This is a genomic window from Streptomyces clavuligerus (assembly GCF_005519465.1).
Lineage (GTDB): Bacteria > Actinomycetota > Actinomycetes > Streptomycetales > Streptomycetaceae > Streptomyces > Streptomyces clavuligerus.
In genome coordinates this window covers 4,829,944-4,843,879 of sequence record NZ_CP027858.1, presented here as the reverse complement: position 1 = coordinate 4,843,879, position 13,936 = coordinate 4,829,944, and the positions used below count along the sequence as shown (strand labels likewise).

At 73.3% G+C, this 13,936-nt stretch carries 12 protein-coding genes and 1 pseudogene; 7 read left to right on the top strand and 6 right to left on the bottom strand.

From position 1 onward, the window contains the following. Nucleotides 1-37 precede the first annotated feature (37 nt). Together CRV15_RS20380 and CRV15_RS20375 are read right to left on the bottom strand one after the other, a co-directional pair. Complete coding sequence (locus CRV15_RS20380; protein ID WP_003954092.1) at nt 38-496, bottom strand: peroxiredoxin; 459 nt, start codon at nt 494-496, stop codon at nt 38-40. A 264-nt stretch (nt 497-760) separates the two neighbouring features. After that, the gene (locus tag CRV15_RS20375; RefSeq protein WP_003954091.1) at nt 761-1,183 is read right to left on the bottom strand and encodes a DUF3052 domain-containing protein; all 423 of its coding nucleotides are present in this window, start codon (nt 1,181-1,183) and stop codon (nt 761-763) included. Nucleotides 1,184-1,705: 522 nt separating this feature from the next. On the opposite strand from CRV15_RS20375, the gene aceE reads away from it, so the two are divergent. Together aceE and CRV15_RS20365 are read left to right on the top strand one after the other, a co-directional pair. Beyond that, nucleotides 1,706-4,438 (top strand): pyruvate dehydrogenase (acetyl-transferring), homodimeric type, encoded by a 2,733-nt coding sequence (gene aceE, locus CRV15_RS20370; RefSeq protein WP_003960366.1) that lies wholly within the window; start codon nt 1,706-1,708, stop codon nt 4,436-4,438. 157 nt (nt 4,439-4,595) lie between these two features. Beyond that, nucleotides 4,596-5,465: a potassium channel family protein gene (locus CRV15_RS20365; protein WP_009996097.1), complete on the top strand. Its 870-nt coding sequence runs from the start codon at nt 4,596-4,598 to the stop codon at nt 5,463-5,465. Here the strand turns inward: CRV15_RS20365 and CRV15_RS20360 are convergent. Next, entirely contained in the window at nt 5,446-5,829 is a 384-nt protein-coding gene (locus CRV15_RS20360) for a peptidase inhibitor family I36 protein (RefSeq protein ID WP_009996099.1), read from the bottom strand. The two genes, CRV15_RS20365 and CRV15_RS20360, sit on opposite strands and share 20 nt — an antisense overlap. Before the next feature lie 291 nt (nt 5,830-6,120). On the opposite strand from CRV15_RS20360, the gene CRV15_RS20355 reads away from it, so the two are divergent. The 4 genes from CRV15_RS20355 to CRV15_RS20340 all read left to right on the top strand — a co-directional run bounded on the left by CRV15_RS20355 (nt 6,121) and on the right by CRV15_RS20340 (nt 10,552). Further along, nucleotides 6,121-7,332 carry an alpha/beta hydrolase gene (locus CRV15_RS20355; RefSeq protein WP_009996100.1) on the top strand — a complete coding sequence of 404 codons (1,212 nt, stop codon included), beginning with the start codon at nt 6,121-6,123 and terminating at the stop codon, nt 7,330-7,332. Nucleotides 7,333-7,408: 76 nt separating this feature from the next. Beyond that, nucleotides 7,409-8,263 (top strand): DUF4429 domain-containing protein, encoded by an 855-nt coding sequence (locus tag CRV15_RS20350; RefSeq protein WP_003960370.1) that lies wholly within the window; start codon nt 7,409-7,411, stop codon nt 8,261-8,263. Nucleotides 8,264-8,531: 268 nt separating this feature from the next. Beyond that, a complete protein-coding gene (locus CRV15_RS20345) occupies nt 8,532-9,845 on the top strand; it encodes a sensor histidine kinase (RefSeq protein WP_003954084.1) in 1,314 nt (437 codons plus the stop codon). Further along, nucleotides 9,842-10,552, top strand: coding sequence for a response regulator (locus CRV15_RS20340; RefSeq protein WP_003960371.1), 711 nt, complete (start codon nt 9,842-9,844; stop codon nt 10,550-10,552). Before CRV15_RS20345 ends, CRV15_RS20340 begins: the two co-directional genes overlap by 4 nt. A gap of 16 nt (nt 10,553-10,568) precedes the next feature. On the opposite strand, the gene CRV15_RS20335 is transcribed toward CRV15_RS20340, so the two are convergent. Together CRV15_RS20335 and CRV15_RS20330 are read right to left on the bottom strand one after the other, a co-directional pair. Then, complete coding sequence (locus CRV15_RS20335; RefSeq protein ID WP_003954082.1) at nt 10,569-11,594, bottom strand: aldo/keto reductase; 1,026 nt, start codon at nt 11,592-11,594, stop codon at nt 10,569-10,571. A gap of 115 nt (nt 11,595-11,709) precedes the next feature. Continuing rightward, nucleotides 11,710-12,129, bottom strand: a pseudogene (locus CRV15_RS20330) (MerR family transcriptional regulator); the annotation flags it as partial. A gap of 100 nt (nt 12,130-12,229) precedes the next feature. Here CRV15_RS20330 and CRV15_RS20325 point away from each other — a divergent pair. Beyond that, entirely contained in the window at nt 12,230-13,060 is an 831-nt protein-coding gene (locus CRV15_RS20325; protein ID WP_003954080.1) for a serine hydrolase domain-containing protein, read from the top strand. Between the two features lie 75 nt (nt 13,061-13,135). Here CRV15_RS20325 and CRV15_RS20320 read toward each other — a convergent pair whose 3' ends face one another. Continuing rightward, on the bottom strand, nt 13,136-13,897 hold the full coding sequence (locus tag CRV15_RS20320; RefSeq protein WP_003960373.1) for a pirin family protein: 762 nt from the start codon (nt 13,895-13,897) through the stop codon (nt 13,136-13,138). Nucleotides 13,898-13,936 lie beyond the last annotated feature (39 nt).

The following is a 13,936-nucleotide window of genomic DNA, read 5'->3' as shown; positions in this document are numbered from 1 at the left end:
ACCCCTCTGAGCTGCTGGAACACCGCTCTCGGAGACATCAGAGCGCCCGCAGCGCGGTGAGGTAGTCCGTGGTGTCCCGCGCGTCGGACAGGGCGTTGACGACGGTCCAGCGGACCGTGCCCGCCCTGTCGATCACGAAGGTCCCGCGCACCGCGCACCCCTTCTCCTCGTCGAACACGCCGTACGCCCGCGAGACCTCGCCGTGCGGCCAGAAGTCCGACAGCAGCGGAAGGTCCAGGCCCTCCTGCTCCCCGTAGACCCGCAGGGTGTGGATGGAGTCGTTGGAGACGGCCAGCACCTCGGCGCCGGCGGCGGCGAACGACGGCAGCGCGTCCTGGAGCGCCCGCAGCTCACCGGTGCAGACCCCGGTGAAGGCGAACGGATAGAAGACGAGCACGACGTTCCGCTCACCGCGGAGGTCGGCGAGGCGCACGGTCCGGCCGTGGTTGTCCCGCAGCGCGAACTCCGGAGCCCTGGTACCGGCCTCGATCGCCATGGCGTGTGGTTCCCTTCCGCGCGGCCGCGCCCCATGCGCCGCCGCACCGCCGGGCCCCTGCGGCCGGCGGCTCCACCCTAGGCCGTCCGCGACCTCGTGCGGAACGCGCGAAGGCCCCCTCAGGCGGTACCGGAGGGGGCCTGGGCACATGGGCCTTTCGGCGCACGGCCCGGGGCATACGGTCCGGGGCTGGTGGCTCCCGGAGCGAGCCAGGTCTTATCGCCCGGGTGTCACAACGACCCGGGTCTCACTCTCTGTGACGGTTTAGCGCCTGGGGGCCGCCAGCTTGGTGCCGGACCAGTCCTGCGCCACGCTGATGCTGCGGGCCTGTGAGAGACCCGCCGTCTGCGCGGCGTCCTGGATGTCGCTGGGCTCGATGTAGCCGTCCCGGCCGGTCTTCGGGGTCAGCAGCCAGATGGTGCCGCCGTCCTCCAGCAGACCGATGGCGTCCACCAGGGCGTCCGTCAGGTCGCCGTCCTCGTCACGGAACCAGAGGACGACGACGTCGGCGACGTCGTCGTAATCCTCGTCCACGAGGTCCTGGCCGATCACGGACTCGATGCCATCACGGAGATCCTGGTCGACGTCGTCGTCGTAGCCGATCTCCTGGACCACCTGTCCGGGCTCGAACCCCAGCCTCGCTGCCGGGTTGGTCCGCTCCTCCGCGTGGTCCGCGGTCGCGCTCACGGCTTGCCTCCTGATCATGTTCGGTAAATGCTGCGGCCTCGCGCGTACGCGTGGCGTTGGCCGTAGTCCACACGGGCGGGACGGATCGCGCAAGTACCCGGCCGTCCGGACCGCCGAAACGGTGACGTTTGCGCCCGTCTCGACGCAACTCCAGACACGTTCGGCCACGATCCGTGCAATCTGTCACGCGATTCAGCCGCGTTTGCCACTTTACGTCGCCCGAAGGTGTCCCCCCGAACCGAACACCCGCTCGCGCCCGGTCCCGGGACCAGGCGTAAGGTGGCACTTTTGCCCTTGAGGTTCGCGCTCCGCGCCCGCGCGCCGGTCCTGTCGCCGCCGCCTGGACGGACAGGATGTCCAGGATGACACCGGAAGCGTTCGGGATCACGGGTTACCCCTCGGTAAAGATGACGTTTAGCGCCCCGGGGTACACGATGGGAGGCGGTACGGCACCGCCTGACATCTCTGCGGGAGCTCCCGACGGTCCTTCCGGCAGACCACTCCGAGCAGCGAAGGATTAGCGTGGCTTCCGGATCAGATGGCAACCCGATCATCATTGGCGGCCTCCCCAGCCAGGTCCCGGACTTCGACCCGGAGGAGACCCGGGAGTGGCTGGACTCACTCGACGCGGCCGTGGACCAGCGGGGCCGGGAGCGGGCCCGCTATCTGATGCTCCGGCTGATCGAGCGCGCCCGGGAGAAGCGGGTCGCCGTACCGGAGATGCGCAGCACGGACTATGTGAACACCATCGCGACCCGGGACGAGCCGTTCTTCCCCGGCAACGAGGAGATCGAACGGCGGGTCCTCAACGCCACCCGGTGGAACGCGGCGGTGATGGTGTCCCGGGCGCAGCGCCCCGGGATCGGTGTCGGCGGGCACATCGCGACCTTCGCCTCCTCCGCCTCCCTCTACGACGTGGGTTTCAACCACTTCTTCCGGGGCAAGGACGAGGGCGACGGCGGTGACCAGATCTTCTTCCAGGGCCATGCCTCGCCCGGTATCTACGCCCGCGCGTTTCTGCTCGACCGGCTGACGGAGGCGCAGCTCGACGCGTTCCGCCAGGAGAAGTCGAAGGCGCCGGACGGTCTCTCCAGCTATCCGCACCCCCGGCTGATGCCGGACTTCTGGGAGTTCCCCACGGTCTCCATGGGGCTGGGTCCGCTCGGCGCGATCTACCAGGCGCGGATGAACCGCTATCTCCAGGCCCGGGGCATCGCCGACACCTCGCGCTCCCATGTCTGGGCCTTCCTCGGCGACGGCGAGATGGACGAGCCGGAGTCGCTGGGGCAGCTCACCATCGCCGCGCGGGAGGGGCTGGACAATCTGACCTTCGTGGTCAACTGCAACCTCCAGCGCCTCGACGGCCCGGTCCGCGGCAACGGAAAGATCATCCAGGAGCTGGAGTCCGTCTTCCGGGGCGCGGGCTGGAATGTGATCAAGCTGGTCTGGGACCGCTCCTGGGACCCGCTGCTGGCGCAGGACCGCGACGGGGTCCTCGTCAACAAGTTGAACACCACCCCCGACGGCCAGTTCCAGACCTACGCGACCGAGACCGGCGCGTACATCCGGGAGCACTTCTTCGGCGGTGACCACCGGCTGCGCGCGATGGTCGGGGGCATGACCGACGAGCAGATCCTGCACCTGGGGCGCGGCGGCCACGACCACCGCAAGGTCTTCGCGGCGTTCCAGGCGGCCAAGGAGCACCGGGGCCAGCCGACGGTGGTGCTCGCCCAGACGGTCAAGGGGTGGACGCTCGGCCCCAACTTCGAGGGCCGCAACGCCACCCATCAGATGAAGAAACTGACGGTCGACGATCTGAAGGGCTTCAGGGACCGGCTGCATCTGCCGATCACCGACGCCCGGCTGGAGAGCGGCCCGCCGCCGTACTACCACCCGGGCCGGGGCTCGGAGGAGATCCAGTACATGCACGACCGCCGCCGGGCGCTGGGCGGCTATGTGCCCACCCGGGTGGTGCGGGCCCGGCCGCTGACGCTGCCGGGGGACACGGCGTACGCGGCGGTGCGCAAGGGCTCAGGGCAGCAGTCGATCGCCACGACCATGGCCTTTGTGCGGCTGCTGAAGGACCTGATGCGGGACAAGGGGATCGGCAGGCGGTTCGTCCTGATCGCGCCGGACGAGTACCGCACGTTCGGCATGGACTCCTTCTTTCCCAGCGCGAAGATCTACAACCCGCTGGGCCAGCAGTACGAGGCGGTGGACCGGGATCTGCTGCTCGCGTACAAGGAGTCCCCGACCGGGCAGATGCTGCACGACGGCATCTCCGAGGCCGGGTGCACGGCCTCGCTGATCGCGGCGGGCTCGTCGTACGCGACCCACGGCGAACATCTGATCCCGGTGTACGTCTTCTACTCGATGTTCGGTTTCCAGCGCACCGGTGACCAGTTCTGGCAGATGGCCGACCAGCTCGCGCGCGGGTTCGTCCTCGGGGCGACGGCGGGGCGGACCACGCTGACCGGGGAGGGGCTCCAGCACGCGGACGGCCACTCGCAGCTCCTGGCGTCGACCAACCCGGGGTGTGTCGCCTACGACCCGGCGTTCGGCTTCGAGATCGCGCACATCGTCAAGGACGGGCTGCGCCGGATGTACGGCGAGGCCCCGGAGGACGTCTTCTACTATCTGACGGTCTACAACGAGCCGATCCAGCACCCGGCCGAGCCGGCGGACGTGGACGTCGAGGGCATCCTCCGGGGCGTCCACCGCTTCCGCGCCGGGACGGCGGGCGCGGTGCCCGCGCAGATCCTGGCCTCGGGGGTGGCGGTGCCGTGGGCGCTGGAGGCGCAGCGGCTGCTCGCCGAGGAGTGGGACGTCCGGGCCGATGTCTGGTCGGCGACCTCGTGGAACGAGCTGCGGCGGGAGGCGGTGGCGGCCGAGGAGCACAATCTGCTCCACCCGGAGGAGGAGCAGCGCGTTCCGTATGTCACCCGGAAGCTCTCGGGGGCCGAGGGCCCGTTCGTCGCGGTGTCGGACTGGATGCGGTCGGTGCCGGACCAGATCTCCCGCTGGGTGCCGGGCCGCTGGACCTCGCTGGGCGCGGACGGCTTCGGGTTCGCGGACACCCGGGGGGCGGCCCGGCGCTTCTTCCACATCGACGCGCAGTCGATCGTGCTCGCGGTCCTCACCGAGCTGGCGCGGGACGGCAAGGTCGACCGTTCGGCGCTGAAGCAGGCGGTGGACCGCTACCGGCTGCTCGATGTGCGGGCGGCGGACCCGGGGGCGGCGGGCGGCGACGCCTGAGATGCGTCCGCGGCCCGGGCCGTGCTCTTCCGGCGCCGGGCCCCGAGGCTGTGGGCCGGGCGGGCCGGGTCCACCCGCGGCCCGGCGGTTCACCTGACGGAGTGGGCGGTGGGGCAGCGGCCCCGCCGCCCCCCGCGCGCTCCCTACGATGCCCGCCATGACGGAACGCACACGACTGACCCGCTGGGAGTCCCGGACCCAGACACCGCTGCTGCTGCTCGCGGTGGCCTTCGCGGTGGCGTACGCGGTCCCGATCGTCTCCCCCGGGGCGCGGGGCTGGGTGCTCCGGCTCTGCGCGGTCACGGAGTGGGCGGTCTGGGGCGTGTTCGCGGTGGACTATCTCGTACGGCTGGCGCTGGCCCGGGAGCGGTGGGAGTTCGTCCGGCGGCATCCGCTGGATCTGCTGGCGGTGACCCTGCCGCTGCTCGCCCCGCTGCGGCTGCTGCGGGTGGTCTCGCTCCTGCTGCTGGTGGGCCGCAGGGCCCGGATGGCCTCCCAGCTCACACTGACCGTGTATGTCGGCGGTTCGGTGATCGGGCTGATGATGTTCGGCTCGCTGGCGGTGCTGGAGGTGGAGCGGAACGCGCCCGGCGGCAATATCCGCACCCTCGATGACGCCGTGTGGTGGTCCTTCACCACGATGACGACGGTCGGGTACGGGGACCACGCCCCGACGACCGGCCTGGGGCGGGTGCTCGCGGTGGGGCTGATGCTGTCGGGGATCGCGCTGCTGGGTGTGGTGACCGCGAACATCGCGGCCTGGTTCATCTCCCGTTTCGAACGGGAGGACGCGGCGGGGCGGCGGCAGACGGAGCTGCTGGAGGCGCTGACGGCGGAGGTCCGGGCGCTGCGGGAGCAGGTGGCGGTGCTGTCGGGTCCGGCACCGGCACCGGGCGCCCCGGCCGCGCCCCCGGGTGCGGCGGCGCCGGGCACCGCGACCCCGGCCCCGGGTGCCGCGGCTGCGGGGGCGCGGCTGCCGCGGCAGGGGGCCGGGGGCGCGGATTCCGTCAGCTCTCCCAGAGCTTGAACGCCCGGATCAGATACGGGGAACGGGGCACCCAGGTGCCCGAGCCGGGGTAGGTCTCGAACTCTCCCGTCTCCTCGCACTCCCCGGACTGGTATGTGGTGACCGGGCGTCCGGCGCGGTTGGCGAGCGAACCGGCCGTGGTGCCCGGCGGCAGCGGCACACAGCTGTCGATCTCCGTCGTGTACAGCTCGTGCGTCTGCCGCGCGCCCCGGAAGCCCTCCCGCTCCCAGAGGCAGAGCGCCCCCGTGGCGCACTCCCCGCGCCACAGCGGCGGCAGGGGGGACGCGGGCGCGGGCGCGGCGGTGAGGGCGAGCAGCAGGGCGGCGACGGGGACGGCGGTCGCGGCGGCGGCGGATGGGCGCATGACTTCCCCCGGGATGTCGTTCGGATGGTACGACCGCACCCTGTCCCGCCGGGTCGGCGCCCGCCCCCGGATCCCGTCGGCGCCACCCGGACGGGGGACACCCTCAGGGGTGGTGTCCGGCGCGGCGGGTTGACGTCCGTACCCGGCGCCCGGCCGGGGCGGCGGGCACCCGGCCGACCCGGGGCGACGGCGGCCCGCAGCGGCGCCCTTTCCCCTGTACGCGGCGTTTCACACGTGATCTGCCTCACGGTTCGTCCGAGTTCGGGGCACGTTCTCCTAGGGTGTCCCGCAGTGATTTCCTTCGGCCCCTCCCCCGCGCCCGCCGTCTGCCGTACCGCGCTGGCGCTCGTCGTGGTGCTGCTGATGCTGGCGACCACCGGCTGGACCGCCGTACGGCACAGCGGCACCCCGCGCGACCCTCGGGCGGCCCAGCTCGCGCAGTGGCGCACGGCACGGGTGCTGGGGCGGCCGCTGCCGGACGCCGACGGTCCGCCCGCGCGGACGGCGGCGTTCCTCGCCTCGGTGGGCCCGGCCGGGCGCCAGGGGCTGGCGCGGCGGTTCCCCCTGGTCGTGGGCAACCTCAACGGCGCGCCCGCGGCCCTGCGCTACCGCGCCAACCGGATCGCGCTGGGCCGTGCGCTGGGGCAGGAGCGCGCCCGGCTGGCGACCGCCCCGCTCAGCCCCCATGGACGCCGGCTCGCCCTGCGGCGGGTGCACCGGCTGGAGGCCCTGATGCGGCCCGGGCGGCAGATCCTCGCCTTCGACCCGGCGGGCCGGGGCCGGGTCGCCGAAGTCCTCGGCGACCTCGACCGGGCGGAGCGGATCTCCGTGATCGTCCCCGGTGTCGACACCCATCTCCTCACCTTCCAGCGCACCTCCCGCCGGTACTCCGCGCCGGTCGGGATGGCCGAGTCGCTGTACGCGGCGGAGCGGGCCGCCGCCCCCGGCACCCGTACCGCCGTCATCGCCTGGGCCGACTACACCGCGCCCGTCGGCCTCGGCATGGACTCGGTGACCGGGCGGCTCGCCGAGGAGGGCGCCCTGCGGCTGACGGCGCTGGCCGACGCGCTGCCCCGGCGGGCCGGTGTCGCGCTGTTCTGCCACAGCTACGGCTCGGTGGTCTGCGGGCTCGCCGCGCGCGGACTGCCCGCCCGGGTGACCGACATCGCGGTCGCGGGCAGCCCCGGTATGCGCGCGTCCCATGTCACCGAGCTGGGGGCCCGGGCCCGGGTGTGGGCGACCCGGGACGGCGACGACTGGATCGGGGCCGTCCCCCATCTGGAGGTCGGCGGACTCGGCCACGGCGAGGACCCCGTCGCACCCGAGTTCGGGGCACGGGTGGTGTCGGCCGCGGGAGCTATCGGCCACAGCGGCTATTTCGAGCCGGGTACGGAAAGTGTGGTGAACTTCGCCGCGATAGGGGTCGGTGCCTACCACGGAGTGAGCTGCGCGGGCGCCGACGACACCTGCCGCAGTGATATTCACGGCGAAGCAGCGGCCTGACGCGCGTAGAGCATCGTGAACGGCAGGTTGCGCGCAAGGGGCGACGCGCGGCCCCGCGACGCCTACGATGAGGCGTATGGGTGATGTACTGGCGGGAATTCAAGCCACTTGGGAGTTCGAGACCGACTCCGTGCACATCCGCTTTGAACGGGGACACCGCACGCCGAAGCTGTTCCAGGCGCTCCGCGAACGCCGCATCCCCCACGAGGCGTTGGCGTCGGTGGTTCTCTCCCCGGGCAAGCGGGGGACCGTGGTCCTGCGGCTGGCCCCCCGGCCGGGCGCGGACCCGCTGATGGAGGCGGCGGCGGGTCAGCTCAGGGAGGAGAACGACCCCTATCGGCTGGTGCTCCCGGCCGACAAGGAGGCGCTGGCCGGGTTCTGGGCGCAGGAGCTGCGCGCGGTGCTGTCCGCCGACGCGGACCGGCCCGCCGAGCGGTACGCGGTGGCGGCCCCCAGCGCCCCGCTGCACTTCAAGGCGTATGACGCCCGTGCCTCCTTCGACGGGGAGAACGTCGGCTTCCGCTGGTCGTGGACGGGCGCCTCGTCCACGAAGTGGAAGGCGGGCGACCAGAGTTTCGCGGTGAGCGAGCTGACCGGGGTCGAGTGGCGTTCGCCGGACGCCCCCGACGGCTATCTGCGGCTGCTGCCCCGGGCGGAGCCCAGCCGTCCCGCGCAGGTCGACAAGGACCCCGCCGCGGTGGTGTTCGGCGCGCGCAACGGCCCGGTGCACGAGTCGCTGCCGTTCGCGGCGGCCGTCCTGGCGTCCGTGCAGAAGTCGGGCCGCTCCCCGGTGCCCGCCATCGGCTCCGCGCGCCGCGACCCCGCGGACATCGCCGAGCGCATCCGGCACCTCGGGGAGCTGCACCACGCCGGTCTGGTCACGGACGACGAGTTCCACTGCAAGAAGGCGGAGCTGCTCGCGGAGTTGTGACCGCCGCGCCCGCGCGCACCGCCGGGGCCCCGCTCCCGTCCTCCCGCCGTGCCCGGTCCACCGCGGACCGGGCCGGGGGACGGCGGGCCGCACCCGGCGGACACACGGGGCGGAACGACGGGACAGCGGGCCGGAGGGACTGGTGCCATCGGGCGGAAGCGCGGGGCGGGACAGGCGGGGGCCACCGCGTGATACCCGGGTACGACGCGGAGATGACGACCCGGGTATGACGACCCGGTCCCCGGGGCCTGCCTAGGCTGGCGGAGCCATGAACCAGCCGACCCAGCCCCCGCTGTGGCGTTCCGCGTATCAGCAGTCCCGGCTGCTGATACGCGCGCTCGCCACCCCCACCCACGCCCCCACTCCGCTCGCCGCCTCCGCCGGACCACTGGCGCGACGGCTGCCGTATGTGGTCACGTCCGTGATCGTCGCCCTGCTGGTGCCGATCGGAATGTTCCAGTTCTCCGACTTCCACCGGATGAACGACTCGGTCGCCCTGCTGCTGTCCGCCGCGCAGGCCCTGCCGCTGCTGCTGGCGGTGACCCGGCCGCTCCAGGCGTGGTGGATCGTCGGCGCCGCCGATGTCCTCGGCGCGGTCGTCGTGCTTCTCGCCCCCGGGCTGAACGACGACGGCGGCACCTGGCCCTGGTCGATGCCCGGCATCGTGGGCTATCTGGTGCTGATGGTCTTCCTCGGGCTGCGCGAGACCCGGCGGACCCTGCTCGCCGTCTGGCTGGCCACCGCGGCGGTGGGGATGGCCTTCGAGCTGGTGTCGCAGACCCGGAGCGAAGGCACCCATGTGCTGCTGACCGTCCTCAGCGGTGTGGTGCTGCTGTTCACGGGCGCGCTGCGGGAGCGCGGCGAGGCGCAGCGGCGGCTCGCGGCCCAGGAGACCATCAGCGAGCAGGAGCGCACCCGGCGGACGCTGCTGGAGGAGCGGGCCCGGATCGCGCGGGAGCTGCACGACGTGGTCGCCCACCACATGTCGGTGATCACGGTCCAGGCGGACTCGGCCCCGTACCGGATCGAGGGGCTTCCGCCGCAGGCGCGGGAGGAGTTCACGGCGATCGCGTCGGGGGCGCGCGAGTCCCTGACGGAGATGCGGCGGCTCCTCGCGGTGCTCCGCAGCGAGAGCGCCGGTGGTGAGCTGGCCCCGCAGCCGGGGCTGTCCCGGCTCCAGCAGCTCGTGGAGGCGACGGTACGGGCGGGAGTGCCCGCGCGGCTCGCGCTGGGGGTGGCCCCGGAGGGGGTGCCGTCCGCGGTGGACCTGTCGGCGTACCGGATCGTCCAGGAGGCGCTGGCGAACGTCGTCCGGCACGCCCCGGGGGCCGAGACCCGGGTGTCGGTGACGTCGGACGGCACCGATCTGGTGGTCCTGGTCGTCAATGGCGCGGCCGGGGCGCCCGTCTCCCCGCTGGAGGGGGCGGGCACGGGCCACGGCCTGGTGGGGATGCGGGAGCGCGTACGGTTGACCGGCGGCACGCTGGACACCGGTCCGCTGCCGGACGGCGGTTTCCGGGTGGCCGCGCGTCTGCCGCTGACAGCGCCCGGGACCACCCCGGGGGACGGATCAGAGCCATGACCATCCGAGTGCTCATCGTGGACGACCAGGCCATGGTGCGGGCGGGCTTCGCCGCGCTGCTGTCGGCGCAGCCGGACATCGAGGTGGTCGGTGAGGCGGCGGACGGCCGCGCCGGGGTCGCGGCGGCCCGCACGGCCCGCCCGGACGTGGTGCTGATGGATGTGCGGATGCCGGAGCTGGACGGCCTCGCGGCCACCCGGGAGATCCTGGCCGCCCGGCCCCCTGCTTCCGAACCAGCCCCGAGCTCCGGCCCGGAGGGCGTGAGCGGACCCCGGGTCCTCATGCTGACCACCTTCGACGTGGACGACTATGTGTACGAGGCACTGCGCTCGGGTGCCTCGGGCTTTCTGCTGAAGGACGCGCCGCCCGCCGATCTGATCGCGGCGGTCCGGGTGGTCGCGGCGGGCGAGGCGCTGCTCGCGCCCTCCGTGACCCGCCGTCTGATCGCCGATTTCGCGGCCCGGCACCCGGCGCCGCGCAAGGGCACCGGGCACCGGCCGAAGGAGCTGACGCCCCGGGAGACCGAGGTACTGGAGCTGATCGCGCAGGGCCTCTCCAATCTGGAGATCGCCGAACGGCTGGTGGTGGCCGAGCAGACCGTCAAGACCCATATCGGCCGCATCCTCGCCAAACTCCGGCTCCGGGACCGGGCCCAGGCCGTGATCTTCGCCTATGAGTCGGGCCTGGTCCGACCGGGCGCGGTCTGAGCCCCGCGGCGGGGCGCTACTCGCGGGCCGCCGAGGTGAAGGTCATGTCCGGGTAGCGGTCGCCCGCGACCCGGCCGGCGATCGGTTCCAGTGCGGCGAGGTCGGCGGCGGTGAGCCGCAGCCGGGTCGCGGCGGTGTTCTCACGGAGCCGGGACGCCTTGCGGGTGCCGGGGATGGGGACGACGGGCAGCCCGTGCGCCTCGGACCGCTGCTGCACCCAGGCGAGCGCGACCTGCCCGGTCGTGGCGCCGTGCGCCTCGGCGATCCTGCGGACGGGGGCGAGCAGTTCGGCGTTGGCCCGCGCGTTCCCGCCGGTGAAACGGGGCAGATGACTCCGGTAGTCGCCGGCGGACAGGGTGGCGCCGGGGCCGCTGAACGCGCCGGTGAGGAAGCCCCGTCCGAGCGGGGAGTACGGCACCATCGCGATGCCCAGCTCGGCGGCGGCGGGCACCGCGGTGCGCTCCACGTCCCGGCTGAAGAGCGACCACTCGGACTGGAGCGCGGCGATCGGATGGACGGCGTGCGCCTCGCGCAGCTCCGCCCCGGTGACCTCGCTCAGCCCCAGATGGCGCACCAGCCCCCGTTCCACCAGCTCGGCCATGGCGCCCACCGACTCGGCGAGTGGCACGGCGGGGTCCCTGCGGTGCATGTAGTAGAGGTCGATGACCTCGATGCCCAGCCGCCGCAGGCTCCTCTCGACGGCCTCGCGGACATAGCCGGGGTCGTTGCGCACCCCCCGGTACGCCGGGTCGTCGGTCCGCTCGACCCCGAACTTGGTGGCGATGACGACCTCGTCCCGGTGGTCCGCGAGGAACGGGGCCAGGAACTCCTCGTTGGCCCCCCGGCCGTAGATGTCCGCCGTGTCGAAGAGGGTGACCCCGGCGTCCAGCGCCGCCGCGAGGGTCTCGCGGGCGGCGGTGTCGTCCGTCGCGCCGTAGAACTCGCTCATGCCCATGCAGCCCAGGCCCTGCACCCCGACCAGGGGTCCTTCGGCACCGAGGCGTATCCGTTCGATCTGCTGTCCGCTCTGCTGCTCGCTCATCGGAGGTTCAGTCCTTGTCGTCTGCGTGATCGGGGGCGGCCGGGGCCGCGGAGAGGCGCCGCGCTCCCGGGTCCCCCGGGAAAGCGGCCGGGTCCCCCGGGAAGCCGGTGGCACACCCGTCGGGCCCCCGCAGGGCGCCGCCATAGAAGTCGATCTTGTAGTCGAGCACGGCGAGCGTGCCCTGGAGCTCGTCGATGCGGTCCTGGACGTCCTTCCTGGTCCGCATCAGCAGTTCGCGCCGCTCGCGCACGGTGTGCTCGCCCTCGCGGGTCAGCTCCGCGAAGCGGACCATGTCGGCGACCGGCATCCCGGTCAGCCGCAGCTTGCCCACGAAGGCGAGCCACTGGAGATCACTCGTTGTGAACCGGCGCTGACCGGTGTGCGACCGGTCGACGTGGGGCAACAGCTTGATCCGCTCGTACCAGCGCAGTGTGTACGCGCTGAGCCCCGTCAGCGCCGCGACCTCGCTGATCGTGTACCGCTCCCCCGCCCCGGACCGCGTCTGCGCCGGGCTGCTGCTGTCCATCAGCGTCATACCTCCACGCTAGAACCCTGGAGCCCACTCCAAGCAAGCGGAAAAGTCCCCCGGCACCGGAACCCGCCCCTGGGGGCCGCCGCCGCCAGGGCTTAGGCTCATGACCATGCAGAGCCTGGCGACGATCGAGAACTGGCCGGTACCGACGGCCGCCGCTGCCGTGGTCCGCGCGGACGGCACGGTCGCCGGTGCGCACGGCCCGCAGCACCACCGTTTCCCCCTGGCCTCGGTCACCAAGCCGCTGGCCGCGTACGCGGTGCTCGTCGCCTACGAGGAGGGCGCCGTCGAGCTGGACGAGCCCGCGGGCCCCGAGGGCTCGACGGTCCGCCATCTGCTGGCGCACACCTCGGGCCTCGCGCACGACGAGCACCGGGCGACCTCCGCCCCCGGCGAGCGCCGCACCTACTCCAACGCCGGGTTCGAGGCCCTGGCGGACCATGTCGCCAAGGTGACGGACATCCCCTTCGACCGCTATCTGCACCAGGCGGTACTGGAGCCGCTGGGGATGACGTCGACGGCGCTGGAGGGGTCCGCCGCCAAGGACGGGGTCTCGACCGTCGCCGATCTGACGCGGTTCGCGGCCGAGGTGCAGCGGCCCCGGCTGCTCGACCCGCGGACGGTCCTGTCGGCGATGACGGTGGCCTGGCCCGGTCTGGACGGGCTGCTGCCCGGCTACGGCCGCCAGCGGCCCAACGACTGGGGCCTCGGCTTCGAGATCCGCGACGGCAAGTCGCCGCACTGGACGGGCCGTTCCTCCTCGCCCCGCACCTTCGGACACTTCGGACAGTCGGGGACGTTCCTCTGGGTCGACCCGGACGCGGGCGCCGCGTGCGTGGCCCTCACCGACCGGCCCTTCGGCCCCTGGGCGATCGAGGCGTGGCCGCCGTTCACGGACGCCGTCCTCGCCGAACTGGGCGCGGCGCGCGGCTGAGGCGCACCGCCACCGGGCTCAGCGGGGCGTACCGGGCGCGGCCGATCCGGGGCCAGGCGCATCCGCCGCGGCGGCTCAGCGGGGCGTACCGGGCGCGCCCATCTCCCAGACCAGCACCTCCGCCGGGCCCGCCGTCCCCACCAGCTCCACGGGCTCCCCGCCGCTGATCCGGGCCGCGTCCCCGGGCCCGAGCACCGCCCCGCCGACACCGTCGGACCGGTCGGCCCCGCCCGTCCCGTCGAGCCGCACCGCACCCCGTACCACCTGCACATGGACGGCGGGAGCGAGCGGCAGCGGCGCCCGTTCCCCGGGGGCCGGGCGGTGCACCCGGAGCACCGCGCCCGCCCGGGGCACGGGGTACCCGGTGCCGTCGGCCGTGTCGCCGAGTCCGCGCACCACCTCGTACCGGGGCTCCCCGCCGGGCTCCAGCGGGGCGAGCCACATCTGGACGAAGACCAGCGGGCGGTCCCCGTCGTTGCGTTCGGTGTGCCGCACCCCCGAGGCCGCGCTGAGGTACTGGAGGTCCCCGGGGCGTACGACGGTGGCGGTGCCGGTCGAGTCGCGGTGGGTCAGCTCGCCCTCGGCGACCCAGGTGACGATCTCGGTGTGGCTGTGCGGATGCTCGGCGAAGCCCGCGCCGGGGGCCAGCGACTCCTCGTTGCAGGCGATGAGCGCGCCGAAGCGGAGGTTGTCGGGGTCGTAGTGGGCCCCGAAGGAGAAGGAGTGCCGGGTGCCGATGCCCCGGTCCGGCTCCCCGCCCCGGTGGCGGTCCCCCGCGCGGCGTACGTCGATCACGCCCCCACGGTAGGCCACGGCGGGCCCCGGCCGTACTCCCATCGGGCCTTCCGCCACCGCCCGCGCGGTATTCCGGTCCCG

What these genes read in the sequence shown, in the direction of transcription:
- CRV15_RS20345 (WP_003954084.1), top strand. Translation starts at nt 8,532, where the DNA reads ATGAACCAGCCGACCCAGCCCCCGCTGTGGCGTTCCGCGTATCAGCAG.
- CRV15_RS20360 (WP_009996099.1), bottom strand. Translation starts at nt 5,829, where the DNA reads ATGCGCCCATCCGCCGCCGCCGCGACCGCCGTCCCCGTCGCCGCCCTG.
- CRV15_RS20365 (WP_009996097.1), top strand. Translation starts at nt 4,596, where the DNA reads ATGACGGAACGCACACGACTGACCCGCTGGGAGTCCCGGACCCAGACA.
- CRV15_RS20340 (WP_003960371.1), top strand. Translation starts at nt 9,842, where the DNA reads ATGACCATCCGAGTGCTCATCGTGGACGACCAGGCCATGGTGCGGGCG.
- CRV15_RS20380 (WP_003954092.1), bottom strand. Translation starts at nt 496, where the DNA reads ATGGCGATCGAGGCCGGTACCAGGGCTCCGGAGTTCGCGCTGCGGGAC.
- CRV15_RS20335 (WP_003954082.1), bottom strand. Translation starts at nt 11,594, where the DNA reads ATGAGCGAGCAGCAGAGCGGACAGCAGATCGAACGGATACGCCTCGGT.
- CRV15_RS20325 (WP_003954080.1), top strand. Translation starts at nt 12,230, where the DNA reads ATGACCATGCAGAGCCTGGCGACGATCGAGAACTGGCCGGTACCGACG.
- CRV15_RS20320 (WP_003960373.1), bottom strand. Translation starts at nt 13,897, where the DNA reads ATGGGAGTACGGCCGGGGCCCGCCGTGGCCTACCGTGGGGGCGTGATC.
- CRV15_RS20350 (WP_003960370.1), top strand. Translation starts at nt 7,409, where the DNA reads ATGGGTGATGTACTGGCGGGAATTCAAGCCACTTGGGAGTTCGAGACC.